The sequence below is a fragment of the Pseudomonas sp. NPDC089554 genome (assembly GCF_050280645.1).
In the GTDB taxonomy this organism is placed as follows: domain Bacteria; phylum Pseudomonadota; class Gammaproteobacteria; order Pseudomonadales; family Pseudomonadaceae; genus Aquipseudomonas.
Genome location: NZ_JBNNVR010000001.1, coordinates 174,658 through 201,346 on the forward strand (window position 1 = coordinate 174,658; position 26,689 = coordinate 201,346).

At 62.7% G+C, this 26,689-nt stretch carries 23 protein-coding genes and 1 pseudogene; 16 read left to right on the forward strand and 8 right to left on the reverse strand.

All coding sequences use genetic code 11. From position 1 onward, the window contains the following. Positions 1–254: 254 nt before the first annotated feature. From ACQKPE_RS00665 to ACQKPE_RS00680, 4 genes are read left to right on the forward strand one after another with little or no spacing between them, the layout of a single operon-like run. A complete protein-coding gene (locus ACQKPE_RS00665) occupies positions 255–1,661 on the forward strand; it encodes an AAA family ATPase (protein WP_427662849.1) in 1,407 nt (468 codons plus the stop codon). After that, on the forward strand, positions 1,654–2,556 hold the full coding sequence (locus ACQKPE_RS00670; protein ID WP_427662850.1) for a hypothetical protein: 903 nt from the start codon (positions 1,654–1,656) through the stop codon (positions 2,554–2,556). Before ACQKPE_RS00665 ends, ACQKPE_RS00670 begins: the two co-directional genes overlap by 8 nt. 48 nt (positions 2,557–2,604) lie before the next feature. Next, positions 2,605–2,991 carry a VOC family protein gene (locus ACQKPE_RS00675; protein WP_427662851.1) on the forward strand — a complete coding sequence of 129 codons (387 nt, stop codon included), beginning with the start codon at positions 2,605–2,607 and terminating at the stop codon, positions 2,989–2,991. Between the two features lie 44 nt (positions 2,992–3,035). Beyond that, positions 3,036–3,596, forward strand: coding sequence for a hypothetical protein (locus tag ACQKPE_RS00680; protein WP_427662852.1), 561 nt, complete (start codon positions 3,036–3,038; stop codon positions 3,594–3,596). A 36-nt stretch (positions 3,597–3,632) separates the two neighbouring features. Here the strand turns inward: ACQKPE_RS00680 and ACQKPE_RS00685 are convergent, their stop codons facing one another. Both ACQKPE_RS00685 and ACQKPE_RS00690 read right to left on the reverse strand, forming a co-directional pair. Further along, the gene (locus tag ACQKPE_RS00685) at positions 3,633–5,309 is read right to left on the reverse strand and encodes an MFS transporter (RefSeq protein WP_427662853.1); all 1,677 of its coding nucleotides are present in this window, start codon (positions 5,307–5,309) and stop codon (positions 3,633–3,635) included. A gap of 197 nt (positions 5,310–5,506) precedes the next feature. After that, positions 5,507–5,929, reverse strand: coding sequence for a VOC family protein (locus ACQKPE_RS00690; protein ID WP_427662854.1), 423 nt, complete (start codon positions 5,927–5,929; stop codon positions 5,507–5,509). 360 nt (positions 5,930–6,289) lie between these two features. Between ACQKPE_RS00690 and ACQKPE_RS00695 the strand changes: the two are divergent. Both ACQKPE_RS00695 and ACQKPE_RS00700 read left to right on the forward strand, forming a co-directional pair. Beyond that, positions 6,290–6,556: pseudogene (locus ACQKPE_RS00695) on the forward strand (NEL-type E3 ubiquitin ligase domain-containing protein); the annotation flags it as partial. A gap of 13 nt (positions 6,557–6,569) precedes the next feature. Continuing rightward, the gene (locus ACQKPE_RS00700) at positions 6,570–6,836 is read left to right on the forward strand and encodes a hypothetical protein (protein ID WP_427662890.1); all 267 of its coding nucleotides are present in this window, start codon (positions 6,570–6,572) and stop codon (positions 6,834–6,836) included. Here the strand turns inward: ACQKPE_RS00700 and ACQKPE_RS00705 are convergent. Continuing rightward, the gene (locus ACQKPE_RS00705; RefSeq protein WP_427662889.1) at positions 6,833–9,163 is read right to left on the reverse strand and encodes a UvrD-helicase domain-containing protein; all 2,331 of its coding nucleotides are present in this window, start codon (positions 9,161–9,163) and stop codon (positions 6,833–6,835) included. The genes ACQKPE_RS00700 and ACQKPE_RS00705 overlap by 4 nt on opposite strands. Positions 9,164–9,442: 279 nt before the next feature. On the opposite strand from ACQKPE_RS00705, the gene ACQKPE_RS00710 reads away from it, so the two are divergent. The 5 genes from ACQKPE_RS00710 (at position 9,443) to ACQKPE_RS00730 (ending at position 14,741) form a co-directional block, all read left to right on the forward strand. Beyond that, positions 9,443–10,141, forward strand: coding sequence for a pirin family protein (locus tag ACQKPE_RS00710; RefSeq protein WP_427662855.1), 699 nt, complete (start codon positions 9,443–9,445; stop codon positions 10,139–10,141). Positions 10,142–10,250: 109 nt separating this feature from the next. Beyond that, positions 10,251–11,306 carry a tetratricopeptide repeat protein gene (locus ACQKPE_RS00715; RefSeq protein ID WP_427662856.1) on the forward strand — a complete coding sequence of 352 codons (1,056 nt, stop codon included), beginning with the start codon at positions 10,251–10,253 and terminating at the stop codon, positions 11,304–11,306. Positions 11,307–11,404: 98 nt separating this feature from the next. After that, a complete protein-coding gene (locus ACQKPE_RS00720; protein ID WP_427662857.1) occupies positions 11,405–13,006 on the forward strand; it encodes an ATP-binding protein in 1,602 nt (533 codons plus the stop codon). A gap of 126 nt (positions 13,007–13,132) precedes the next feature. Beyond that, positions 13,133–13,819 carry a type 1 glutamine amidotransferase domain-containing protein gene (locus ACQKPE_RS00725; RefSeq protein ID WP_427662858.1) on the forward strand — a complete coding sequence of 229 codons (687 nt, stop codon included), beginning with the start codon at positions 13,133–13,135 and terminating at the stop codon, positions 13,817–13,819. A gap of 124 nt (positions 13,820–13,943) precedes the next feature. After that, positions 13,944–14,741 carry a CSS-motif domain-containing protein gene (locus ACQKPE_RS00730; protein WP_427662859.1) on the forward strand — a complete coding sequence of 266 codons (798 nt, stop codon included), beginning with the start codon at positions 13,944–13,946 and terminating at the stop codon, positions 14,739–14,741. Between the two features lie 21 nt (positions 14,742–14,762). Here the strand turns inward: ACQKPE_RS00730 and hppD are convergent, their stop codons facing one another. After that, on the reverse strand, positions 14,763–15,839 hold the full coding sequence (gene hppD / locus ACQKPE_RS00735; RefSeq protein WP_427662860.1) for a 4-hydroxyphenylpyruvate dioxygenase: 1,077 nt from the start codon (positions 15,837–15,839) through the stop codon (positions 14,763–14,765). 312 nt (positions 15,840–16,151) lie between these two features. On the opposite strand from hppD, the gene ACQKPE_RS00740 reads away from it, so the two are divergent. Together ACQKPE_RS00740 and rarD are read left to right on the forward strand one after the other, a co-directional pair. Continuing rightward, complete coding sequence (locus tag ACQKPE_RS00740) at positions 16,152–17,738, forward strand: EAL domain-containing protein (protein WP_427662861.1); 1,587 nt, start codon at positions 16,152–16,154, stop codon at positions 17,736–17,738. Positions 17,739–17,770: 32 nt separating this feature from the next. Continuing rightward, on the forward strand, positions 17,771–18,658 hold the full coding sequence (rarD, locus tag ACQKPE_RS00745) for an EamA family transporter RarD (protein ID WP_427662862.1): 888 nt from the start codon (positions 17,771–17,773) through the stop codon (positions 18,656–18,658). On the opposite strand, the gene ACQKPE_RS00750 is transcribed toward rarD, so the two are convergent. Beyond that, positions 18,621–20,192: a TerC family protein gene (locus tag ACQKPE_RS00750; protein ID WP_427662863.1), complete on the reverse strand. Its 1,572-nt coding sequence runs from the start codon at positions 20,190–20,192 to the stop codon at positions 18,621–18,623. The two genes, rarD and ACQKPE_RS00750, sit on opposite strands and share 38 nt — an antisense overlap. Positions 20,193–20,453: 261 nt before the next feature. Here ACQKPE_RS00750 and ACQKPE_RS00755 point away from each other — a divergent pair, with 261 nt between their 5' ends. Then, positions 20,454–21,038 carry a LysE family translocator gene (locus ACQKPE_RS00755; protein WP_427662864.1) on the forward strand — a complete coding sequence of 195 codons (585 nt, stop codon included), beginning with the start codon at positions 20,454–20,456 and terminating at the stop codon, positions 21,036–21,038. A gap of 9 nt (positions 21,039–21,047) precedes the next feature. Here ACQKPE_RS00755 and ACQKPE_RS00760 read toward each other — a convergent pair whose 3' ends face one another. Together ACQKPE_RS00760 and ACQKPE_RS00765 are read right to left on the reverse strand one after the other, a co-directional pair. Then, positions 21,048–21,824, reverse strand: coding sequence for a helix-turn-helix domain-containing protein (locus ACQKPE_RS00760; RefSeq protein ID WP_427662865.1), 777 nt, complete (start codon positions 21,822–21,824; stop codon positions 21,048–21,050). A gap of 10 nt (positions 21,825–21,834) precedes the next feature. After that, complete coding sequence (locus ACQKPE_RS00765) at positions 21,835–22,377, reverse strand: helix-turn-helix domain-containing protein (protein ID WP_427662866.1); 543 nt, start codon at positions 22,375–22,377, stop codon at positions 21,835–21,837. Positions 22,378–22,525: 148 nt separating this feature from the next. Between ACQKPE_RS00765 and ACQKPE_RS00770 the strand changes: the two genes are divergently transcribed. Together ACQKPE_RS00770 and ACQKPE_RS00775 are read left to right on the forward strand one after the other, a co-directional pair. Continuing rightward, positions 22,526–23,308, forward strand: a complete 783-nt coding sequence (locus ACQKPE_RS00770; protein ID WP_427662867.1) for an aldolase — start codon at positions 22,526–22,528, stop codon at positions 23,306–23,308. 34 nt (positions 23,309–23,342) lie between these two features. After that, positions 23,343–24,236: a dihydrodipicolinate synthase family protein gene (locus ACQKPE_RS00775; RefSeq protein WP_427662868.1), complete on the forward strand. Its 894-nt coding sequence runs from the start codon at positions 23,343–23,345 to the stop codon at positions 24,234–24,236. A 137-nt stretch (positions 24,237–24,373) separates the two neighbouring features. Here the strand turns inward: ACQKPE_RS00775 and ACQKPE_RS00780 are convergent, their stop codons facing one another. Next, entirely contained in the window at positions 24,374–26,599 is a 2,226-nt protein-coding gene (locus tag ACQKPE_RS00780) for a TonB-dependent siderophore receptor (RefSeq protein WP_427662869.1), read from the reverse strand. Positions 26,600–26,689 lie beyond the last annotated feature (90 nt).

Sequence of the window (26,689 nt, forward strand, 5' to 3'; positions counted from 1 at the left end):
CTCCGGGGGACACAGGGACTCTGCGAAGGGCCGGAGCAAGGCGCATGCCATTAAAAATATTCATTTATTTCAATAAGTTGAGTCGATCAAGTCGTACAGATGGGGAAATACCCCCGAGAATTTCCCCGATTCAGGGTACTGAGCGACCGATAGTTCAGGGCTTCAGGTATCATTCCTGCCCATAGCGGCCCGCGCTGAAAGCGGCCAGATAGCTACGCTCAAGCATTCAAACTTGCTGTGCCAGTGAGGCGACCATGTACATCCGTTCCTTGAACGTTCAGAACCTAAAACGTCTTCGAGACCTTCGCCTGACGTTCACCGACGACAATGGCAAGCCCAGGATGTGGACAGTGATCATCGGCGAGAACGGCACCGGCAAGACCAGCATTCTTCAGGCCATTGCCTTGGCATCGGCGGGCACGCTGCGCGTGAATGACCTGGCCAGCAATACATTCGCCCTGTTGGTTGACCGGCGTCAGGACCAGCCAATGACCATCGAGGCGGACTTCGACTTTACCCCGTCAGCCCTGCTGGACGGCACTTGCCACCCGCTCCTCGAGCAAAAGCCCCCCGCCGGGGTTCGACTGAAATCGAATGTCAGCCTGGACCCGGAAGAAACCTCCATCCGTGCAGCGGCGTACTACCACATAGACGAGCGGCGCCTGGTCGAAAAAGACCCCTTGGATCTTGCCCGTGCCAGGGAGCTGCACCTTTGGTTCGTCATTGGTTATGGCTTGCACCGGACCCTCCCGGCGACAGGTCGCGTACCTGACCTTGTTCGCCCCTCCGTGGATCGCATGAAGCCGTTGTTCGATTCACAGTACCCCCTTACCAGCACGAGCTTCCTCGGTCACTACGAGGGGGCCAAAGCACGTGCCTATACCGATGTACTCAAGCGCACGATCATCAATACCGGCGTGCTACCAGAGGATCTTGCCAACCTGGAAATGCGCGGCAATGGCGGTGTCACGAAATCATCCGATCTTCTGGAGCGCGAGCGCTTCCAGCAAACGATGGGAGGTAAGCCGGTCAAAATCCCTGGTATTGCCCTCGCACATGGCTATCAATCGACGATCGCCTGGATCGCCGACCTGGTAGGTCACATTCTGTTGGAGGCGCACCGCGACAGCGATATTGGGCTTCAGCCTCAGGACTTTGAGGGCCTGGTGCTGATCGACGAAATCGACCTTTATCTGCACCCTACCTGGCAGGCACGTTTGATCCCAGCGCTACGCAAAACCTTCCCGAAATTGCAGTTCATCGCCACAACTCACAGTCCGGTTGTGCTCGCCTCACTGTCTCCAGAAGAAATCATTCGCGTCCATGCTGACCCCAGCAGCGGTGATGTCTGCCGTATCACTCCCGACTCGGATACCGGTGAGTGGGACCCCGTCGACAAGCCTGCCGACCTGCACACCCAGCCTGACCCACGGACGATGACAGGCACCGAAATGTACCAGGCGTATTTCGGCCTGGAGGGCCTGACCCTGAATGCCCACGGTGAGGCGCTGCGCAGCTACACCGCCCTGGCGACTAACCCGCATCGCACGCCGCATCAACAGAAGAAGATGGAAAGCTTGAGGGCTAAGCTTACGGCCGCCTTGATCACCGATCTCGCCACACCACTGAGCGACAAACCGGGAGCCTCTATCGATGATTAGGCTCGATCTAGGTGACGAGCCTGAAACGCTCAAAGCCAGCCGTGAAGAGCGACTCCCAGCAGCAATCACAGCCTTCAACAACCACGGTACGGGTCATGAGGACTTCACTAAGCTGTTGGACACAGGTTATCAAGTAGCCAGGCCCGATTTGCGGGACCGTCAACATGGCAAGTGCGCATTCTGCGAGAAAAACGAGGACCCTTTTAAGCGCCCTGTTGAGCACTTCCGTCCCAAAAAAGGAGCCGAAGACAAAGTCGATGGCCGCTGGGTCGGCATAAATACCCATTACTGGTGGATGGCCTGGACCTGGAGCAACCTCTATTTCGCCTGTGACCGCTGTAACATGAACGGTCGAAAGGGAAGTCGATTTCCCATTGAAGCAGGCTATGAGCGTATCTCGACACCTTGTCGCCCCAGTGCCGACGAGATAGCGCAGGAGCATTACGTCACTCATCATGAGCGACGTTTGTTGATAGACCCTCGACACGACAACCCGTTCGAGCATCTACAATGGATGCCAGTCGACCGTACCAAGCCCAAAGGCAGTTGGAAGTGGACCGTAGAAGGCCGGGATGAGCGTGGCGAAATGACTGTCGAAGTACTCTGCCTCAGTGAACGGGTCGATGAAGTCAATCGTCACCTCAACGGACTTCAGCTGTTGTGGCGACAACTTCACAAACACGTGCAGGCCGGTCGCCTGGACGATGCCCGTGAAGGCTGGGACGAGCTGCTGGACAACTACGTCGACACGCCCGCACAACCCTTTCGCAACGCGGCTTGGTGGGCTGCCGACTCACTGTTCCCCGCGCAGGAAAGAGAGGAGCTTGGGTTGCGCCACCCCGCTATTCCCGAGGTGAGACAACAAAGCGCCTCCACGACTGGCCAAGGCCAATGAAGCGTCTTTACTTCACGGAGATACCTTATCGAGCAAAGGGAAACTGCCATGAAGATCGTTGTCACCAGCCTCTTTGTAGACGACCAAGCCAAAGCCCAGTCTTTCTATCACTACGTACTGGGCTTCGAGCCCAAGCATGACGTTCCCATGGGACGTCACCGCTGGCTGACCCTGACCTCGCCCAACGACCCCAATGGCGTTGAGTTGCTGCTAGAGCCCAATTCACACCCTGCTGCCCAGGCCTACCAAGCAGCAATCAAGGCCGATGGTATTCCCGCCACCTCATTTGCCGTACGCGACATCCAGGCCGAATACACCCGCCTGTGCGCTGCCGGCGTGCAGTTCACCCAACCGCCCACTGCCATGGGCCCAGTGACCGTGGCGGTGTTCGACGACACCTGCGGCAACCTGATCCAGATCGCCCAGCGCCATTGAGCGCACCCTTCCCAAAAGCGCACCTAGAACAAGGAAAAAACCCGATGCGCTATGAATTCAGCGAAGTCCTCAACGACTTGGTCGACTATTTCCTGGTCGCCGACATCCAGCTGCTCGAACGTTTCAAGCAAGACCACGACCTGCCCAACGACCTGGCCCGGGCCTTCACCAGCAGCGATATCGGCGACCAGGCGGTGCTCGAGGGCGTGGTCCTGCCCTTGGCGGGTATCGAGAACCTGCCCTACCGGATCATCTTCAGCGTTGGCGAGCCGACGCCGGCATTGCTGGAGCCGGGCAACCGTGTGCAGCACCGGCGCGCGGGCTACGTGCTGCGGGTCGAGAACCGGGCAGTGATGCTGTTCACCTGGCGCATCCTGCAGCATTTCACACCCAAGACCCTGGGCGACCTGCTGGCGCGCTACCAGGAACCGGGGCGGCCGATCATCGAGCTGGAGAATGGTTGGTACGACGTGGAGGTGCTGGGCGGCGCGGTGTGGCGCGACGGACTGTTCGAGCCGGCGTTCGAGTTCGTGCTGAAGAAGACCTGGCGCAAGAATGACTGTGCGGGGGTGGACGTGGGGTATCGGTTTACCCTGCGCGATTAAGCAGAAAGGGCCGCAATGCGGCCCTTTCCCTTTACCTCAGTCGTGGTTGATATCCCGGTCCTTGGTCTCTGGCAGGAACAAGATCCCCAGCACCGCCGTCATCACCGCGATGACGATCGGGTACCACAGCCCGTAGTAGATATCCCCGGTGGCCGCCACCATGGCGAACGCCACGGTCGGCAGGAAACCGCCGAACCAGCCGTTGCCGATGTGGTACGGCAGCGACATCGAGGTGTAGCGGATGCGTGTGGGGAACAGCTCCACCAGCCAGGCCGCGATCGGGCCGTAGACCATGGTCACGTAGATCACCAGGATGGTCAGCAGCAACAGCACCATCGGGTAGTGGATCTGCGCAGGGTCGGCTTTTTCCGGGTAACCGGCTTCCTTCAGCGCACCGCTCAAGGTGGCGACGAAGGCGTCGTTCTGCGTCTTGAAGTCGGCCGCAGCCAGGCTGCTGCCGTCGAAGCTCGGCAGTACCCGCTCGCCAATGCGAATTTGCGCCACCGTGCCAGGCTCTGCGCGTTCGTTCTCATAAGGGATGGCGCGCTTGGCCAGCAAGCTCTTGGCGATGTCGCAGGAGCTGGTGAATTTGGCCTTGCCCACCGGGTCGAACTGGAACGAGCACTGGTCAGGGTCGGCCACCACTACCACCGGGTTCTGCTCCTGGGCGACGAACACCGCAGGGTTGCCGTACTCGGTCAGCGCCTTGAAGATCGGGAAGTAGGTGAGCGCGGCGATGATGCAGCCGGCCATGATGATCTTCTTGCGCCCGATGCGGTCCGACAGGCTGCCGAAGATGATGAAGAACGGCGTGCCGATCAACAGTGAACCGGCAATCAGCAGGTTGGCGGTCTGCGGGTCGATCTTCAGCGTCTGCAACAGGAAGAACAGCGCATAGAACTGCCCGGTGTACCACACCACCGCTTGCCCGGCAGTGCCGCCGAGCAGCGACATGATCACCACCTTGAGGTTGTCCCAGCGGGCGAACGACTCGGTCAGCGGCGCCTTGGACGCCTTGCCCTCGGCCTTCATCTTCAGGAACACCGGCGACTCGTTCAGTTGCAGGCGGATGTACACCGACACCGCCAGCAGCAGGATCGACAGCAGGAACGGAATACGCCAGCCCCAGGCTTCGAACGCCTCGTTACCCAGGATGGTGCGGCAGCTGAGGATCACCAGCAGCGACAGGAACAGGCCCAGGGTCGCGGTGGTCTGGATCCACGAGGTGAAGAAGCCGCGCTTGCCGGGCGGCGCATGCTCGGCCACGTAGGTAGCCGCCCCGCCGTACTCGCCGCCCAACGCCAGGCCTTGCAGCAGGCGCAGGGTGATGAGGATGATCGGCGCGGCCACGCCGATGGTGGCGTAGCTGGGTAACAGCCCCACGATCGCGGTCGACACACCCATGAGGATGATGGTGATGAGGAAGGTGTGCTTGCGCCCGATCATGTCGCCCAGGCGCCCGAACACGATCGCCCCGAACGGCCGCACGGCAAAGCCTGCCGCAAAGGCCAGCAAGGCGAAGATGAACGCGGTGGTTTCGTTGACGCCGGCGAAGAAGTGCTTGGCGATGATCGCCGCCAGCGAGCCGTAGAGATAGAAGTCGTACCACTCGAACACTGTACCGAGGGATGAAGCGAAGATGACCTTGCGCTCCTCCTTGCTCATGCCACGCTGGGGCGCACTGCCCGTCGAGGTGCTGTCGATTGCCGCCATGGGTTGCCTCCGTCTTGTTCTTGTTAGGCCGGAGCACCTCACCAGTATTGCCGCACCCAGGCCCCTAGGCTGATACAGGACTACGGTTGCGCGAAGCACGACAAGGCGGACCGCCCAGGATCGCAGCAAGGTACGTTGAAGCATAATCGGCTTTGCGGGGATATCCACTCGCCAGCATGGCGAATAGCTATATACGCTTATGAGCGGCTCTGGCCTACCGGGCCCTTGAGCTCGACCTGGTTGCCATCGGGGTCGTAGCAGTACAGCGAAAGCCCCTCGCCTTCGGCGCCGTAGCGCTTCTCGGCAGGCTCGACCAACACCCCGGCAGACTGCAGGTAGGCGCTGAGCGCCTGCTCGTCGAAGGGCTCGATACGCAGGCAGAAATGATGCAGGTTGCGGCCTTCGCGCTGCGGCGCGGCCCCGCCAGGGCGCCCCAGTGGGCCGTCGAGGCTGACCAGGTCGATCATGGCCGTGCCTGCCGCGAGGTGGACCATGCCCAGGTCCTCGCGGATGCGGCGGACCTCGCAACCCAGCAGTTCCTGGTAGAACACTATGCTGCGCGACAGGTCGCTGACACGCAGCACGAGATGGTCGATGTGGTTGACGCTGAACGGTCGCATGATGGCGGCTCCCTGTAAAAACATCAGTTGACCCTAGCAGTGTGGCCCAGGTGCTGGCCAGGCCGATAGCATGCTACAGCACCCCCGCAGACTTGCAGCGGTTGGATTGTGGGCCTTTGAACCGGAGAGCCCACGATGCCCGCCCCCCACCCGCGCCTACCACCAAGCCACCCTTACCCGACGACTGCCTACCTGGAGCCGGCAATTGCCTGGCGACCCTGGAGGGCCTGCGACTGGAAGTGCTCGACCTGCATGACAACGCCATCACCCTAACGCCGGAGATGGCCGCACGCATGGGCGACATAGTGCACCTGACCCGCCTGTTACTGAGGGCAACCCGCTGGGCGTGGCGCCGGTACAGTGGCGCAACAATCGCGCTGGGACAGCCTCTTCGAAAACGGGCGGAACAGCGCGCTCACCGATGTGCTGGACCGCCAGGGGGCGTCGGACGAAGCCCAGCGGTATACCAACGCTGTCGGGGGGCGAGTATGGAGCCTGGTCGATGCGCTGGGTGAAGACACCGCGCTGCGTGAGAGTCTTGAAACCCTGGCAGAGCAGTTCCCCGCCACCTGCGGTGATGCCGGTGCAGATGCCTTCAGCAGCCTGGAGCTGGAATGGATGGTCTACCGCGAAAGCGCAGATGCCGACGTACCGGGCTGCGGGTGCCGACTACCTCGCTGGGCTGCACGACGACGGCCAAGGCCCATTACCCGCGGACATCGTGCAAGCCCTGGCCGATGCCTTGGGCAACAGCCCGCTTGGCGAAGATGGCTCGATGCTACCGCTGGACCCTGACCTCGACGAGCAGACCCTGCTGCAAGCCTGGCAACGCTTTGGCGCTGCCCGGCAACGCGCCGAGGATGAACTGCTGCTGGAGCTGACCACCAGCAACGACGTCAACGACTAGCGCTCGCGCAGGTCTTCGAAGCACGGCAATTCCCCCTCGACCCGGCTGGATGCGCGGGGCAGCTTGGCTGCCTCGCCATCGCTGGGCTCCACGTGCCAGTAGCAGTGCTTGATCGCCCGGGTCACCCCGACATAGGCCAAGCGCTGCACCTCTTCCTTCTGCGCGGTATCGAACGGCTGCGTATCGTCGGCTCGACCGACACCCGCCATGCGGTACACCTGGTTCTTGTAGGGCGAGCTCGTCAGGTACTGGCAGTCGCCAAGCAGGAACACCACATCGGCTTGTAAGCCCTTGGCACTGTGATAGGTGAGCTCACGCAGCCGACGCTGAGGCGCAGGCAATCTGGAATCCACTTTAACAACAGAAGATATATGCTCAGAAATCAATGCTTTATCAGAGCTTTTTCGATACAACATCATCACTGAATCGCCCTGCTGGTAATGTTCGACCAGCGTGCGCCCGAGCGCTGCCTCATCACGCTCGAACACCCTCACCGGCACTTTCGCAAGTGTCGCCGCCTGCCCCGCGGCCTTGGCCTTCTTGCCGCGAATGGCCGACGCGCCTTTGACCAGGTGCTCGGCGGCATCGATGATGTGCTGCTGGCTGCGGTAGTTCTCCACCAGCATCACCTGGGTATTGGCCGGTGACGGGAAGGTTTCGGCGAAGGCCATGAAGTAGTGTGGCGAACTGCCCCGCCAGCCGTAGATCGATTGCCAGTCGTCACCCACGCACATCACCGAACTGTGCACGGCGCTGCGCCCCGCATGCAGGGCTTCGCCGCGCCGGCGAACTTCCGCAAGGCTTGCGCGCAGCCAGCTGACGACCTGCGGTGAGACATCCTGGAATTCATCGATCAGCAGGTGCGCCATTGGGCGCAACAGTGCAGCGGGCAGTTGTTGCAGGTTTTCCGGGCTACGCTCGCCGAAGTGCGCGAACATGCGGTTGTAGGTCATCACCGGCGGGGTCTGGGCCTGCAGGTAAGCCTCGAAGGCCTTCCAGTAAAGTGCCAGGGCCTCGAAGAACGCCGCATCGCCGTCATCCGCCGGGAAACGCATGCCCGCGACGGCCTCACCGACATCCAGGCCCAGGTTCTCGATGAAGCCCGCAGCGCCCACGAAGGCATCGAGCAGCGGTGTGGCGGCCAGCTCGCCCTTGACCTTGTATTCGAAGCCAGGACCGGCCACGGCATCGCCGGCCAACGTGGCCGAAAGGCGCTTCGCCGCCCCATAGTTATCCAACCATATCAGTGGTTTATTGCAGAAAGCTTGAAACAGGGTGCGCTTCACAGCCCACTCAGCACGCACCGATAGCTTGGCGCCAGGGCGTTGATACTGGGCGCTTTCAGAGGGATCGAAGCCCAGCACCACCCAAGCATCCAGCCCCTCGAGGCGGCCATGCACATGGAAACGGCTGCCGCGAATGGTCACGGTTTCCCGGCAGGGCGTGATGCCGGGCATGGGCCACGCGCCAGCTGCGAACCACAGGTCCTCGATCACATCGCACAGCTCCTCGTCGCGCTGCGCGGCCAACTGGGTTACTTGCACGCGCTTCTGCACATCCGGGTGGTCCGGGTCCAGGGGCTTGAGCTGCAAGGCTTCGCGGCGCATCGCGGCGACCAGCTCGGCAAAGCGTGGGCTGCTGCGCAGCAGGTCGCGGTAGCAGAGGTTCATGTGCTGGCGCTGGGTGTCGTTCAGGCGCAGGTCGAAGGGGTTGTCATCGGCCTCGCCAGCCTGGCCTGGCGCCTCGCTGCCCAGCGCCTCGAACGCCCGCGTCTGGGCATGGCCAGGCAGGCTGCGCAGCATGGGCAGGATCCGCGAATGGAAGGTACGCACCAGCTCGCGTGCCTGGGGCATTGGCAAGTCAAGCTGCCAGAGGGCGAAGACCTGTTGCAGGCGCCGGATGAAGTCCTTGCGCGACTCACGGGTGAAGGTCACCACCGTCATGGCGTCCAGCTCGAAACCCAGGTAGTGGTGCAATAACAACAGGCGCAGCACCAGTGAGGTCGACTTGCCAGCGCCGGCGCCCGCGACCACGCAGGTCGACGGCGTGTCGCTGAAGATCAGCTTCCACTGCGCACTACTGGGGTGCGCATCGGCAGCCAGGCGCTGGGTGACATCCGCCTTGAAGCGCTTTTTCAACGCTGGGGTGAGTGGCAGTCGCCAGTCATCGAACAGCAGGTCATCCGCGTCCACCTGGGCAGGCGCCGAGGGTTTGGGGGCTGAGGGCTGACGCCGTTTTTTTGCAGCCTTCTGGCCATCCGCCAGCCCACGCTCATAGGCCTGGCGCAGCGCTTCTGCCTGCAGACGGGCTGGGTCGGCACCCACCATGCGCACAACCAGGCGTTGCAACCACGACAGTGAAGTGGGGGGAAGCTTGGGCGGCACGGTTACTCCATTGCGTTTGCGAATCAGCGGGCCATGTTCGCCTCATCCAGCAAAAAGCACCAGCTAATGCTTTCAGATCAGTGAATTAGGCGATGAAACGAATGCAGATACACACCCAAACAAATCCAATAATTAGATTGTTTTAAGCCGATATTTACGCTTATTTTCGATATTTGAAACAGGCACTATGGCTCCATTCCAAACGCACTGAGGAGCCAGATCATGCTGCAACTTCGCCCCTTCGATACCTTGGGCCATGCCAATCACGGCTGGCTGGACGCCCACCACCACTTCTCGTTCGCCGAGTACCACGACCCGGCACGCACCCACTGGGGCAACCTGCGGGTGTGGAACGACGACCTGATCGCAGCCGGCAGCGGCTTCCCACCGCACCCGCACCGCGACATGGAAATCATCACCTACGTCCGGGAAGGCGCTATCACCCACCAGGACAGCCTGGGTAATAAAGGCCGCACCGAAGCCGGCGACGTCCAGGTGATGAGCGCAGGCACCGGCATCGTGCACAGCGAGTACAACCTGGAGAAGGTCGACACCCGTCTGTTCCAGATCTGGATCATTCCTGAGCGGGTCGGCGAGGCGCCTTCCTGGGGTACCCGGCCATTCCCCAAAGGTGAACGCGGCGAAGGCTTCGTGACCCTGGCCAGCGGCCGTGCAGGCGACGAAGAAAGCCTGCGTATTCGCACCGATGCCCGCTTGTCGGCCGCTACCCTGAGGGCTGGCGAAACGGCGCAGTACCGCTTCGACGCCGGGCGTCGCGGCTACCTGGTACCTGCCAAGGGTTTGGTGGAAGTGAATGGGCTCCAGGTCCAGGCCCGCGATGGGCTCGCCATCGAGCAGGAAACGCTGCTCACGGTCACCGCCGTGCAAGACAGCGAAATCGTCCTGGTCGACGTGACCTGAGTGGGTGGCGGGTCCGAGGCCGCACAGCGGCCCCGGACCAGGGTGGATCGGTTGCATTTGCAGGGCACCTGCCCCAAGCTCTGCCGCTCATGCCACCCCGGACCTGCCGATGCCCAGACGTCAGCGCTACCTGATCGCCCTGCTACTGGCACTTGCCGTGGCAGGGTCCATCAGTTACTTGTGGCGCACCCCGCAAGCCACGCAACCGGTGTTGCCACCCCACAGCTATGCCAAGGCCCTGCGCCAGGCCCATGACGGCCAGCCCGGCGCTGCGCGCGTGCTCTATCAACAGTTGCAACGCGACGACCTACCGCCAATCCGCCGCGCGGCACTTTACGACGAACTGCCCAACTACCCGTCGCCCCAGGCCCTGAAACTGGCTCGCCTGGACCTCGAGCACGCCGACCCCTTGGTACGCCGCGCCGCCCTTTCAAGCATCCGCCGCCTGGTGCCCCCGGCTCAACGCAGCCTGGTGCTCGGCCCATTGCTGGAAGACGACGAGCAAAGCGTCCGCTTCGCCGCCGTCGACGCCCTCGTAGGCCTGGCCCCGGACGCCATCGGCCTGTACTTCCGGCCCTTGCAGGAGGCCCTGGAGCAATACCAGGCAGTCCTGGCGCTCAAGCCTGAGGATGCCGAGGCGCAAGTGCACCTGGCCCGCCTTTACCTGCACGAAGCCGATTACCCCCAGGCTACCCTCGCCCTGCAACGCAGCCTTGCGCGCGAGCCGGCAAGGCCTGACGCACTGGTCACCCAAATGCGACTGCTGGAACGCCAGGGGCAGCACGACGCCTCTCGCGAAGTCTTGGCCAAGGCCCTGGCGCAGAACCCCGACTCGGCCTTCCTGCAATACCAGCTGGGCCTCTGGCTGACCCGCCACGAACAGCAGGAATACGCCTTGCTGGCCTTTTCCCGCGCCGCCGAGCTGGAACCGGACAACACCGACTACCGCTACACCCTGGCGGTTACCCTGCACGACCTCGAACAGGTCGAGGCGGCGCAGAAACAGCTGCAGACACTGCTCGACCAACAGCCCGCCAACCGTCGGGCACGGGTGTTGTTGATCCAGTACTGGAAGGAAACCGGGCAACTGCAGAACGTCCAGGTGTTGCTGGCCGAACTCGAGCGGCAAAACCCTGACGATCCGCTGCTTCAGCAGGGCTTGTAAAAGTCTTGTACAGCTTGGTTGAACCCTGATCGCAGCGCTGTGGTCCAGTGGATAAGCCAGGTCGATACACGACTGGCTCAAGCCACGGGAGAATCGTCTTGGCGGGTTCGCTTTCCCTTGATGAGCGTGCGTTGATCCTCGCACCCGAGTCGATGGGCACTGTCGCCTCAAACTTGCTGTCTGGTGCGGGCATCGGCTGGCGTTGCACCAGCAATGTGCTGCACCTGGGCCAGTGGCTGAACGAAGGCGTTGGCCTGGTGATCGTCGCCGAGCAGGCGCTGGCAGACGATGAGCAATCGGCGCTACAGCAATTCATCGACCAGCAGCCGGTGTGGTCCGACCTCCCGGTGCTGCTGCTCACCCCGATCCCCGCCCCCGAGCGCGCGCCGCCCAGGGAGCGCCTGGGCAACCTGTCGCTGCTGCCCTACCCGTTCGAGGATGCGCAACTATTGATGCTGGTGGCGCAAGCCCTGCGCGCCCGGCGTCGCCAGTACCTGGCCCGCGATCAGTTCGACCAGCAATGCCTGGCCCAGCAGAACCAGTTGCTGCAACAGTTGGCCAATGAGCAGGCGCAGCATCACACCCGCAAGATGGAAGCCATCGGCCAGCTGGCTGGCGGGGTCGCCCATGACTTCAATAACCTGCTGACCAGCATCGGCGGCAGCTTCGAGCTGATCGACAGGCGCCTGAAGCAGGGTAAGACGCAGGGCATCGAAGCGCTGCTGGAGCGGGGCCAGGAAGCCGTCGCCCGCGCCGCGCGACTGACCCACCGGCTGCTGGCGTTCTCATCGCGCCAGTCGCTGCAAAGCCAGTCCGTGGACCTGCGCCAGCTGCTACAACCCAAACGGCTAAGGCAAAGCCTCAACGATTCGATCCGCTTGCAGGTGCACCTGCCTAACGGCCTGTGGCCGGTGGACGCTGACGACCAGCAATTGCGCGATGCCGTGGAGAGCCTGCTGCTCAATGCCTGCGAGGCCATGCCCAGCGGGGGGCGCTTGTGCATAGAAGCCCACAACCTGCATATCGATGCCAATGACTTCGCCGGTGGCGGCCTGAGCAGTGGCGACTATCTGCAACTGAGCATCAGCGATGACGGCCAAGGTATGCCCGAAAGTGTCCAGGAGCACGCCTTCGAACCCTTCTTCAGCACCAAGCCCGTAGGCCAGGGCATCGGCCTCGGCCTGTCGATGGTCTATGGCTTCAGCAAACAGTCCCACGGCCATGTGACGCTGCACAGCCAGATAGGCCGTGGCACGCGGGTCGAGTTGTACCTGCCGCGCTTCATCGACAGCGCGCAGCCACTTGGCGAGCAAGCCACTGCCTGGGCCAGCAGCGGTCGCGAGGTGCTGGTGGTCGAGGACGACCCCCATGTACGCGCCCTGCTGCACCAGGCATTGAGCGAGGACGGCTTCACCTGCCATACCGCGTGCGATGCCGAAGAGGCGCTGCCGATCCTGCGCTCGCCACAAGCGATCGCCCTGTTGATCAGCGATGTCGGCCTACCGGGCACCAGCGGGCGACAACTGGCGGAAATCGCACGCACGCTGCGCCCTGACTTGCAGGTGCTGTTCATTACCGGTTACGCCGAGGCCGCGATGTCTCGGGAAGGCTTCCTGGGCCCCGGCATGCAACTGATGTGCAAACCTTTCGAACTGTCGAACCTGCGCCAACGTGTAGCGCAGATACTCGGCGAACACTGACGCCAACCCTCGGCCAGCGGGCGCAAGGCCCGCCGCGCATGGCATCCCAGGTAACTGCGGCTATGCTCTTTACGTTTGCCTGCCCGCCCGGAATGTCGGGCTAAATCAGTCGAAGGGAGCGTGGCGATGAAGAGCAAGATCCTGGTGGTGCTGACCAACACGGCCAAGTACCCCACCCTCAAGCGCGCCACCGGCCTGTGGTTTGGCGAAGCCGTGCACTTCGTCGAAAAGGTCGAGCAGGCAGGGTATGGGGTGGACTTCGTCAGCCCCAGCGGCGGCTATGTACCCATCGACCCGCACAGCCTGCAAATGGCAACCGAACAGGACTGGCAGTGGTATGACGACAAGCGGTTCATGAACCGCCTGGGCAACACCCTGGCACCTGGAAAGGTACGCGCCGATGACTACTGCGCAATCTACTACGCCGGCGGGCATGGCGTGCTCTGGGACTTTCCCGACAACCCAGCCTTGCATGAGCTCACCCGACGCATCTATGAGGCCGGTGGGGTCGTGGCTGCGGTGTGCCATGGCGCAGTCGGGCTGCTCAACGTGAAGCTCAGCGACAACAGCTTGCTGGTCAGGCAGCGGCAAGTGACCGGGTTCTCGAATATCGAGGAGAAACTGGCCGAGCTGGTCGATGTGGTGCCATTTCTGACCGAAACCGAACTGGTGGCCAGAGGTGGCCAATACCAAAAGCATGAAGACCCCTGGCAACCCTTCGTCGTGACCGACGCCCGCCTGGTCACCGGACAGAACCCGGCCTCCACCGCCCAGGTGGCCGAGCAGGTGCTGGTGCAGTTGCACGCCAAGTAAAACTCCCGCAGTTATTTACCCCGGGTCCTTCAGCGACAGAAGCACCGCCCTACAGCTCACCCAGGCAAGTATCGCTACCCTCGCTGTCCACCACGATGAAGCGGACACTGGGAGCGGGATGGCCATGCTGAGATCCACGCATGCGGGACGTAGCTTGCTGGAAGTACTGATGACCCTTGCGGTCGGCCTGGTGCCGATCACCTCCGGCCTGGCGGTGATGGGTTATCAGCTGGACAAGAAACTGGAACAGGTTTCCAGCACCTCCCTACAGGAAGCGCTGTTCGTCATCGATCGGGCCCTGGACGATGTCAACCAGACAACATTGAAGGCGCTGCCGCTGAGTGGCAAGCCTTGCCGTGCCGTGCAAGACGAGCTGAAAGGGCTGGTGTTGCGCAGCCCCCACCTGCATTCGCTGTCGCTGACCCAGGACGGCCAAGCCTATTGCAGCAGTGCCTCGGCCTTCGCCCTGCACTCACCCAACTTCGCGCCAGGAGAACATGTAAAGCTGGACTTCGGCGTACCCACCGTCCCCAACGAGGCCATACTGGAATACCGCTTGCCAGACAAGAACCCGGGGGTGAGCGCCAGCGCCTATGGGGTCAAGCTGCGTAACGAACTGAATGGTTTTCAGAGCGGGCTGGTGCTACTGCTGGAATTCGGCGATAACTACCTGTGGAGCGCCGGAGACAGCCGCTCTGCCGAACGGCCCTCCCAGGCGGAATACTTCCAGAGCGAGGCCTCGACGAAATATGGCTATACCGTCAAGGTCGGTTTCCCTGCGGGCTACCGCCAGCAGGAACTGCTCCAGGCAACCCTGCAAACCCTGCCTTCGCTCGCCTTGGTTGGGCTGCTGACCTCCGCCTTCATCTACTGGGGCCTGTTTCGCAGCCGCAAGAAGGCCATCCATGACGCCACCCGGTAAGGGGTGGCGCCACACATGACATCACTCGACGTTCAACACCCCACGGCGAACCTGATCGCGCTCGATGGATTCGAACAGCGCCTTGAAGTTGCCTTCGCCGAAACCATCATCACCCTTGCGCTGGATGAACTCGAAGAACACCGGCCCCAGCAGGGTTCCCGAGAAAATCTGCAACAGCAGGCGCTTGTCGCCCGGCGAAGACGCACCGTCCAGCAGAATGCCGCGCGCCTGCAATTGCTCCACCGGCTCGCCGTGGCCAGGCAGGCGCTCTTCGAGCATTTCGTAGTAGGTCTGGGGGGGCGGGGTCATGAACTGCATACCCATGCCCTTCAGCGCATCCCAGGTCTTGAGCAGGTCGTCGGTGAGGAAGGCCACATGCTGGATGCCCTCGCCGTTGAACTGCATCAGGAACTCTTCGATTTGCCCGGAACCCTTGGACGACTCTTCGTTGAGCGGAATGCGGATCATGCCATCAGGGGCGGTCATCGCCTTCGAGGTCAGGCCGGTGTACTCACCCTTGATATCGAAATAGCGAATCTCGCGGAAGTTGAACAGCTTCTCGTAGAAGCCGGCCCAGTACGACATACGCCCGCGATAGACGTTATGGGTGAGGTGGTCGATGACTTTCAGGCCTGCCCCCGGCGGGTGGCGGTCGACGCCTTCGATGAAGGTGAAGTCGATATCGTAGATCGAGCTGCCTTCCTCGAAACGGTCGATCAGGTACAAGGGTGCACCGCCGATACCCTTGATCGCCGGCAGGCGCAGCTCCATCGGCCCGGTTTCGATCTCCACCGGTTGGGCGCCCAGTTCCAGGGCGCGAGCGTAGGCTTCATGGGCGTTACGCACGCGAAACGCCATGCCGCACACCGAAGGCCCATGCTCGGCGGCAAAGTAGGACGCAATGCTCTTGGGTTCGTTGTTGAGGATCAGGTTGATGCCACCCTGACGGAACAGGTGCACATCCTTGGAGCGGTGGGTCGCCACCTTGGTGAAGCCCAAGGCCTGGAACACAGGCTCCAGCACGCCAGGGGTGGGCGATGCGAGTTCAATGAATTCGAAGCCCATCAGGCCCATCGGGTTTTCGTAAAGATCAGCCATGTTCGTGTCCTCATCTGCAGCGGTAAAAAACCTATGTCACATGCTTTGGATGTCGAACAGGAAAGGTGGAGCGCAAGGAATGCCCCTCACACTGCGGGAAAGGAAGTCACCAATCAGCACTTTGAAGCCTTGGTAAGCCATATGAGCCCATTTTTTGCCGGGAATGATCCACCCAATGCGGGGATCTTATTCTTGTATTCGTAATGCGATTCTATAGTGCGTAAAAAACTTTGTCGCGCGTTAGTTCTCCATACCTATAAGGCGACAAACGGCTATCCTTTGCAGGCTATGGTTCATCAAGTCTAGGTCAGCATGCCCCTCTCGGTTAAACGCAAATCCCGCTGGAACTGGCAAACCCTACTGCCTTGGGCGGTCGGGACACTTCCCTTGCTGTGCGGCCTGGCGATCATGCAATGGCAGATCGAGCGCGAATTGCGCGCCAGCAGCCAGGCCACCACACAACAGGTGGTACGTTATGTCGAGCACATTCTCGACAGCCTCTCCACGGCGTCCCAGGCCCTGCTGCCCCTGGCCGGCAAACCCTGCAACGAAGTGGTGCTGGCCCTGCGCGAGCAGGTCACGCGCAATGCCTTCGTACGCTCGACCAATCTGTCTCAAGACAACAACCTGTATTGCAGCTCGCTGTTCGGCGACTACCAGGAACCTGTGGTCGACAGCGACTACGTGGCAGGCCGACTCTGGCTGATGGACGGCAACTCGGTCACCCCAGGCCACCCACTGTTGGTACTGCGTACCGGCAACGGCGCCGCCGGTGCGATTGCCACGGTCGATGGCGACCACCTGATCACCGCCCTGCGCCTGATCGGTGACGATGAAGTGCTGCAGTTGCAGGTCGGCACCCACTGGATGGACAGGGAAGGCGTGGTGCATCGCGGCGTACCGCCGCCCGCCGCCAGCGCCCCGACACTGCTGACCTCGGCCCGTTACCCGTTCACCATTCAAGGCGGTTACCCCGAAGGCAAGGCCCACCAAGTGCTGCACAGCCACTATCCGGCTCTGCTCAGCCTGCTGCTGGGCCTCGGCCTGGCGGCCGGTGTGGCCTGTCGCTGGCAACTGCGCCGCGCCTCGTCGCCGCGTGCCGAACTAGACCGGGCACTGGAGGCCGACGAATTCCTGCCGTACTTCCAGCCAGTGGTGCGCAAGGGCGATTACCGCTGGGCCGGTGCCGAGGTGCTGATGCGCTGGCAACACCCCCGCGAAGGCCTGGTACGCCCTGACCTGTTCATTCCCTATGCCGAGCACAGCGGGCAGATCGTCGCCATGACCCGCGCGCTGATGCTGCACACCGCCCAAGGCCTGGCCCCTTACGCTGCACTGATGGAGGATGGCTTTCACATCGGCATCAACATCACCGCCGACCATTGCCGCGACCTGAGCCTGCTCGACGACTGCCAGACCTTCCTCCAGCACTTCCCCTCCGGCCGCGTGGTACTCACCCTCGAGCTCACCGAGCGCAAGCTGATCGAGGCCACGCCCGTGACCCTCGAGCTGTTCGAAAAGCTGCATGACATGGGGGTGATGATCGCCCTCGATGACTTCGGCACCGGCCAGTCGAGCCTCAACTACCTGCGCCAGTTCAAGGTCGACTACCTGAAGATCGACCAGAGCTTCGTTGCCCTGATCGGTAGCGATGCGCTGTCCCAGCACATCCTCGACAGCATCATCGAATTGTCGGGCAAGCTGAACTTGGGCATCGTCGCCGAAGGCGTGGAAACCGAGGTGCAGCGTGACTACCTGGCGCGTCACCAGGTGGATTTCCAGCAGGGCTACCTCTACGCCCGGCCAATGCCACTGGCAGACTTCCTGCACGCTCTCGCGGCCCCGCCTGCCGCCTCCGGGTTGCCGCAGGTCACGCCCACTGCGATCATGCCCGGCTGACTCCACCCCTACCCCTTGCTACCGAGGTCTGCGTGTCAAAAGGCATTTTCGCGTCCGTCATGGCGTCCATCCTGTTCGCCGTGATGTATTTCTACACCTCCCTGTTGACGCCCCTGGATGGCGAAGAGATCTTCGGCTGGCGCACCCTGCTCACACTGCCCTGCCTGACCCTGTTCATGTGGCTGAGCAAAGACTGGCAGCGCGTCGGCGAACTGCTGGCCCGGGTACGCCAGGCCCCAGCGTTGCTGCTGGGCATGCTGGGCACCTCGGCGCTGCTGGGCGTGCAGTTGTGGCTGTTCCTCTGGGCACCGCTGCATGGGCGCAGCCTGGAGGTGTCGATGGGGTATTTCCTGCTGCCGCTGGCCATGGTCATGACCGGCCGGCTGGTGTATGGCGACCGCCTGTCACGCCTGCAGACACTGGCGGTGGGCTTCGCGGCGCTGGGGGTGGGGCACGAGCTGTACCAACATGGCAGCTTTGCCTGGGAAACCTTGGTGGTGGTGATCGGCTACCCGATCTACTTCGTGCTGCGCAAACGCTGCGGCACCGAGCATTTGGGGGGGTTGTGGTGCGACATGTGCCTATTGCTGCCAGTGGCCCTGTACTTCGTGGTACAGGGCCCGCTGTCAGCCGCGGACCTGGCCGAGCACCCCGGGCTTTATGGGTTGATCCCACTGCTCGGGGCGATCAGTGCCTGCGCCCTGATCGCCTATGTGCTGGCCAGCCGCTTGCTGGCGTTCAGCCTGTTCGGCCTGCTCAGCTACGTCGAGCCGGTGCTGCTGGTAGCCGTGGCTTTGCTGCTGGGCGAGACCATCGGCCCCGACCAGTGGCTGACCTACCTGCCGATCTGGGCCGCAGTCATGGTGCTGGTGCTCGAAGGCATCAAGCACCTGCTGCGTCAGCGTCGGCGTCCTGTGTAAGGCGCACCTGGCGAACCCGGCGCTCCTCCACTTCTTCCACGACCATGGTCCAGCCGTTCCAGGCCAGGCGGTCGCCCACCACAGGCAGGCGGTCCAGCAGGCTCATGACCAGGCCGGCCATGGTCTGGTAGTCCTCGGTGGCACGCGCGGCAAAGCCGGTACGTGCCTGGACCTGGCTGAGGTTCAAGGCACCGCTCACCACAAAGCCATCGGCCTGCTCGACGATCCCAGGGCCTTCCACCTCACTGGCGTCCGGCAGCTCACCGGCGATCGACTCGAGAATGTCGGTCAGGGTCAGCAAGCCGGTGAAGTCACCGAACTCGTTGACCACGAACGCCACGTGGGTCGACTGGCCACGCATCTGCTCCATGGCATTGAGGATGCTGAAGCTTTCCAGCAGGTTCAGCGGTTTGCGCGACAGGTTCTCAAGGTCTGGCTGGCCACCGCCCAGCAGTTCCTTGAGCAATTCCTTCTTGTGCACGAAGCCCAGCGGTTCCTCGATGCGACCGTCACGGATCAACGGCAGGCGCGAGTACGGCGAGTTGGCCAAGGCCTCGGCAATCGCCTCGGGCGACTGCGACAGGTCGATGGCGTCGACTTCGGCACGTACCGTCATGACGCTGCGAATCGGCCGCTCCGCAAGGTTCAGTACGCCACTGATCATCACCCGCTCGCGGCGGTCGAACAGCACGTTTTCCTCGCCACCTTCGACCAGGTCGGCGATTTCCTCACCCACCTCATCGGCCTCCACCTTGCGACCACCCAGCAGACGCAGCACCGCATGGGCGGTACGTTCACGCATCGGGCGATGCTGCTGCAAGCTGCGCTTGCGGCGGGCACGGGCCAGCTGGTTGAACAACTCGATCACGATCGAGAAGCCGATGGCGGCGTACAGGTAGCCTTTCGGGATGTGGAAGCCCAGGCCTTCGGCGGTGAGGGCAAAGCCGATCATCATCAGGAAGCCCAGGCACAGCATGATGACCGTGGGGTGGGCGTTGACGAAGCGGGTCAACGGCTTGCTGGCGATGATCATGATACCGATGGAGAAGATCACCGCGATCATCATCACCGACAACTGCTCGACCATGCCCACGGCAGTGATTACCGCGTCCAGCGAGAACACGGCGTCCAGCACCACGATCTGCGCGATGATCGGCCAGAACGCAGCATGGCGCACTGTGCCCGCCGCCTGTGTGACATGCCCTTCAAGACGCTCGTGCAGCTCCATGGTGGCCTTGAACAGCAGGAACACACCACCGAACAGCATAATCAGGTCGCGGCCCGAGAAGCTCTTGCCGAACACCTCGAACAGCGGCTCGGTCAAGGTCACCATCCACGAGATACTCGCCAGCAGGCCCAGACGCATCAGCAATGCCAGGCTCAGGCCAATCACCCGGGCACGGTCACGCTGCTCCGGCGGCAATTTATCGGCAAGGATCGCGATGAATACCAGGTTGTCGATACCCAGCACCAACTCGAGGATGATAAGCGTGAGCAGGCCTAGCCAGGCCGTGGGGTCGGCTATCCATTCCATTAGCGGGTACTCACGAGGGAAGCGTCACGAAGACGGGGGGAGGATGGCCGGTACGGCCAGAAACTGGGGGGCTCCGCGAAGGTGCTCATATAAACCTTGGTAAGAAAATGGGGAGTAGATCCTACAATCGAAGCAGCTTTTACCGACAGAGGGAAACTATTTCAAAACCTGTAACAAATAGCCTTGGGTACTTTCCTTCAATACCCAGGCGCGCCGGTCAGCCAGGATGACCGGCATTCAACGACCACAAGGAAACCTTTCATGAGCCTGTCCCTGTCCATGGCCGCCTTCGCCCTGGCGGCCTCCATCTCCCCTGGCCCGGTCAATATCGTTGCCCTGGGAAGCGGCTCGCGCCACGGCCTGCGCGCCAGCCTCGCGCACGCCGCAGGTGCCACCTTGGGCTTTTGCCTGCTGCTGGTGTTGGTGGGCCTTGGCCTGCATGAACTGCTGCTGCGCTGGCCTCTGCTGGGCCGCCTGTTGCACTGGGGCGGCGTGGCGTTTCTTTTGTACATGGCCTGGAAACTGGCCAGCGACGATGGGCAGCTCGGCAAGGCCCACCACCAGCGCCCGCCGTCAGCCTGGCATGGCGCGCTGATGCAGTGGCTCAACCCCAAGGCGTGGCTGGCGGCGGTGGCCGGGGTGGGTGCCTATACCGGGGGCGAGCAACAGCTGCTGTGGCTGTTCACCTGGCTCTACGGGCCGATCTGCTTCGTTTCGGTGGCTAGCTGGGCCTGGGCTGGCAGTGTGATCAGCCAGTACCTGGCCGAGCCGCGGCGCATGCGCCTGTTCAACCGGGGGTTGGCGGTGCTGTTGGTGGCCAGTGCGGTGTATCTGGTTGCTGGCTAAGGTCATGGCTCAACCCTGGCGATAATGCCCAGGCGTCGTCGCCAGATGCTGCTTGAACGCCCGCTGCAGGTGCGCCTGGTCGGCGAACCCCGCCTCCAGCGCCACCTCGGCGATACTCCTTCCCTGTCGCAACTGGGCCCGAGCATGCTGCACCCGCTGGTCGACCAGGTAGCCATGGGGCGTCAAGCCGAAACGCTGGCGGAATGCGCGGATCAGGTAGGCCCGCGACAGCCCGGCAGCGGCGCAGATATCTTCCAGGCTCAGCGGGTCAAGCCGGTGCGCGCGAATGAAGGCTGCCGCCATGTCCAGTCGTGGATGCTGGGCCTGGCGCGCCCCAGGCGTTGCGTCCAGGTACCCCGGTAGGTCAGCGAAGAATGCCGCCAGCATGGCCTCGCGCCCTTCCCGCCCGTCGTCGAACAACCCCGCGAACACGTCCAGCAACCGGCCGTAAAGCGCGGGCGACACGCTATGGGTAGCCTGCGGTAGCACGAAGCCCCGCTCGCGCAGCCAAGGCATATCGACAAACAGCATCAGGTACGACCACACCTCGCCCTCGATGGGGTTGCAGGCGTGCACCACACCCGGGTTCATCAGCACCGTGGCACCCGCCGCCAGTTCGCACCACTGCCCGCCGGAGCGGTAGGTGCTGCGCCCGCCGGTGATCACGCCAATGGAAAAGCTCTCGTGGGAATGGGCGCCATAGCAGGCTTGCCGACCATCACCCACCCGCCGCGCCTCGACGAAGGGCAAGGCCGGGTCGCGCCAGAAGCGCGAGGCCTCGATCACCGCCCGGCCCTCACTCGTCGCCGCCCTGCACCACCACCAGCAACTGCGCCTGCTGCTCACCGACCGAACGCAGGCGGTGTGGGGTCTGTGCGTTGAAGTGCAAGGCATCGCCTTGCTCCAGCAGCACCCGCTCGGTCATGAAGTCCACTTCCACCTGGCCTTCATGGACGAACAAAAACTCCTCGCCCTGGTGCTCCTTGAAGGTGCGGTCGCTGAATTCCCGAGGTGGCTGGATGATGAACGGCAGCAAGCTGCGCTGGCCGACTTGGGAGGTCAGCACCGCATACCCAGGCCCCGCGCCATCGCCGACCAACGCCTGGCGCCCACTACGGCGTACCAGGCTGTAGCGCGCCTGGTCGGCATGCTCCTCGGCGAACAATTCTTCCACGTTCACGTTCAAGGCCTTGGCCAGCTTGAGCGCCGCGGCGATCGACGGCGTGTTCAAGCCACGCTCGACCTTGGAGAGATAACTCTTGGTCATGCCCGACTTCTCAGCCAGCACCTCCAGGGTGACGCCCAATTTCTTTCTTAGCAGTTTCAAGCGGATAGACATGCGACGCGATTTTCTCCAAAAAGCGCTATTGCCTATGACACCTTGTGTCATATAGGATCACTTGTGTCATTCGCTTGACCGCCCCCACCGTCCAAAGCAAAGAGCTGGCCAAGCATCGATACTCCATCAGCCACAGAGGATAGCCCCCATGGCCAAGACCCTGACAGACAGCAAAGACCAGCTGGTGCGCAAGGCCCTGACGCAGATGCAAGGTTCGCTCGCCGATAATACGTGGACTGTGCGCGAAAAGCTGGCCCTGACTTGCCGAATTCTCTTCGAGCACGGCCACGACTCGGGCCTGGCCGGGCAGATCAGCGCCCGCGGCCCGCAACCGGGCACCTTCTATACCCAGCAACTGGGCCTGGGCTTCGATGAAATCAGCGCCAGCAACCTGCTGCTGGTCAACGAAGACCTTGAAGTGCTCGAAGGCGAAGGCATGGCCAACCCGGCCAACCGCTTCCACAGCTGGGTGTACCGCGCCCGCCCGGACGTGAACTGCATCATCCACACCCACCCCACCCACGTCGCCGCGCTGTCGATGCTGGAGGTGCCGCTGGAGGTGTCGCACATGGACCTGTGCCCGCTGTATGACGACTGCGCCTTCCTCGGCGCCTGGCCGGGCGTGCCGGTGGGCAACGAAGAAGGCGAGATCATCAGCCAGGCCCTGGGCGACAAGCGCGCCATCCTGCTGTCGCACCACGGCCAGCTTTCCACTGGCACCAGCATCGAGCAGGCGTGCATCTACGCCCAACTGATCGAACGCGCCGCGCGCCTGCAACTGCTGGCGATGTCGGCCGGCAGCATCAAGCCGATCGACCCAGCCCTGGGCCGCGAAGCCCACGACTGGATCGACCGCCCCAAGCGCCACTCGGCCTCGTTCAACTATTTCGCCCGGCAGTGCCTGCGTACCCACGCCGACTGCCTGAACTGATTCCTTAAATGCCTTGCTTGCGGAGCCTATAACCATGACCACTGAATTCCACGGCATCATCGGCTACACCATCACCCCCTTCAGCCAGGATGGCGAGCAGCTCGACCTGCCGGCGCTGGGCAAATCCATCGACCGGCTGATCGACGGCGGCGTGCAGTCCATCGCCCCACTGGGCAGCACCGGCGAAGGCGCCTACCTGAGCGACAGTGAATGGCAGCAGGTGGCCCAGTACAGCCTGGAGCACATCGACGGGCGCCTGCCGAGCATCGTCAGCGTGTCCGACCTCACCACTGCCGGGGCCGTGCGCCGTGCACGCTTCGCCCAGCAACACGGCGCCGACGCGGTGATGGTACTGCCCAGCGCCTACTGGAAGCTCAGCCCGGAAGAGATCGTCCAGCACTACCGCACCATCGGTGCGGCTATCGACCTGCCGATCATGCTGTACAACAACCCGGCCACCAGCGGCACCGACATGCCGGTGGAGTTGATCCTGCGCATCGTGCGCGAAGTGGACAACGTGACCATGGTCAAGGAGAGCACCGGCGACATCCAGCGCATGCACAAGCTGCACCTGCTGGGCGAAGGCCAGGTACCGTTCTACAACGGCAGCAACCCGCTGGCGCTGGAAGCCTTCGTGGCTGGCGCGAAAGGCTGGTGCACTGCGGCGCCGAACCTGATCCCGGCGCTCAACCAGCAGCTGTACCAGGCCGTGCTGGCCGGTGACCTGGCCAAGGCCCAGGCGCTGTTCTACCGCCAACTGCCGTTGCTGGACTTCATTCTCAAGGGTGGGCTGCCGGCGACCATCAAGGCGGGGCTGGGCATGACCGGGTTGCCGGTGGGCGAGCCGCGTCGTCCGGTGTTTGGTCTGGATGACTCGGGTAAGGCTGCGTTGGCTGCGCTGGTGGCTGAGTTGACTCAGGCAAGCTGATACTGCGGTGTCTGGCACCGGCTGCGCCGGTGTTCGCGGCCAAGGCCGCTCCTACAGGGTCGATGCTGAACCTGTAGGAGCAGGCTTGTCGGGGCGCCGAACCGCCGCGAAGAAGGCGCCGCAGTTTCTGATTAGGACTAGAGCTTCCAGTCCAAGCTCACCATCAAGGTGCGCGGCTCCCCGTGATACACCCCGTTATAGAACCCCAAATTGTTGTAGTAATGCTCATCGAACAGGTTCTTCACGTTCACCGACGCCGACAGGTGCTCATCGAACGCATAGCGTGCCATCAACCCCACCACCGAGAACGCACGCTGGCTCATGCGCTGCTCCTCGGTGACGATCTGCCCACCCGCATCACGCCCCACCGGGCGCTGGCCGAGGCCGAAGGTGTTGCTCTGCCAGTCGAGCGTACCGCCCACCGTCCATTTCGCTGACACCGCATAGGTGCTGGAGAAACGCACCAGGTTCAGCGGCTGGGCCGGGTCCTTGCGGCTCTTGTCGCCTCGCGCGGCATGGGTGTAGCTGTAGCCCAGGCTCATGCTCCAGCCATCGCCCACCTCGCCCGCCAGCTCCGCCTCGAAGCCCTCGACCACCACGCCCTTGCCACCGGACTTGTAGTACTGCTCGCCATTCGGGCCACGAGGCACCGAGTCGTCGATTTCCGGTACGTTGTCCTGCTTGCTGCGAAACACCGCAGTACTGAGGTTGGCGCGCTCGTCGAACAGGCTGCCTTTCAGGCCCACCTCAAAGACCTTGCCCACGATCGGCTCCAGGTATTGGTCGCTGGCATCCTTGACCGTCTGCGGGTTGAAGATATCGGTGTAGCTGGCGTAGACGGTGTATTGCTCGGTCAGGTCGTAGAGCACGCCCGCATAGGGCGTCCACTGGTCGTTCTGGGTCTGCTCGCTGCGGCTTGCGCGAGTCAGCGCCAGGTTGGCGTCGTAGCTCCACGACTTGCTCTGGCTCTTCCAGCTGCCATAGCGACTACCCAGCACAAAATGCAGCTGGTCGGTAGGGTTCAGGCGCGTGGCGATGTAGCCCGCCTTCTGCTCGGTGCTCGAGCGCGACGAATCGAGCCCGGTGTCGTAGTCGCTGAACTTGGGAATGCCGCCCATGTACTTCCAGTCGCCGATATTCGAATAACCCGGCGCATCGACACGTCCAGCGAAGAACGGCGACTGGTTGCGCCGCTCCGACACGCCATAGCCGACCATGAAGTCGTGGCTGCGCTCTAACAGCTGGTAGGGGCCTGCGAGGTTGAAATCAAGCGCATCCATTTTCTCTACCCCGGCGAAGTGGCTGCTCCAGGCGGTCATGCCGCTGCGGTCGGCCGCCGGGAAGCCATTGCCGCCGTAATACACCTTGCCGTCGGTGTCGCTTTGCCGATGGGTGTAGGCCGCCTTGAGCAGCCAGTCGCCCGCCAGTCGCTGGTCGAGAGTGACGAACACCGTCTGGTCCTTGAGCGGCCAGGACGACCAGGACGTCGCCAGGTTGGTCGAGCGCGGCAGGTTGGCCTTGCCGCCCTCGGCGTTCCAGTAAGGCACCGTGCCCCAGGAGGCGCCCTGCACATGCTTGTTCTGGTAGTCGTAGCCCACCGCAAGCACCGTGCTGTCGGTCAAGTCCGCCTCGAGAATGCCGTAGGCCACCTCGCGCTGGCTGGCGTACTTGCCCATGAACGACTGGCTGTCGCGATAGGCCAGCACCGTGCGCCCGCGCAGGCGTCCGTCCCAGGCCAGTGGCCCGCCCACGTCCAGGTAGCTGTGGTAGGTGTCGAAGCTGCCGGCACTGACGCCGCTCTTCACTGCCAATTGCGCGGTCGGGCGCTTGCGCACCATGGCGATGGTGCCTGAAGGGTCGCCTGCCCCGGTGGTCAGGCCGGTGGCGCCACGCACCACCTCGATCCGGTCGTAGATGATGGTGTCAGAATCGGACTTGAGCCCCGAGAAGGTGTTGAGCATGCCATCGATCTGGAAATTGTTGATCGCATAGCCCCGCGAGTAATACGTCGGTCGCTCGGAGTCGTTGCGCTGCACGGTCACCCCGGTGACCCGACCCATGGCTTCGGACAGCGTGTCGAGCTGGAAGTCATCGAGTTGCTGGCGGGTCAGTACCGAGACCGACTGCGGGGTGTCCTTGATCGACAGGTTCAGCCGGGTGGCGGTGCTCATGCTGCCGGTGGTGTAGGCCCCGGTGTGCTCGGTGGTGCTGCCCAGGCCCTGGGCGAAGATTTCGGTGGAGCCAAGTTCCAGTACGCCGTCGGTGGGGTTGCCTTGCGGCTGTTCGGCCAGGCCCTGCTGGCTGATGACGGTGCTGCAAAGGCCCAGTGCCAGGGCCATGGAACGGTTGATGGGCGCAAACATCGCGGCCTTTCTCCTTGTTCGTTCGGGTGAATATCCATGGGCTGCCGATTACTGGCAGTCATATGAAAACGAACCCCCAATAGGAATCGT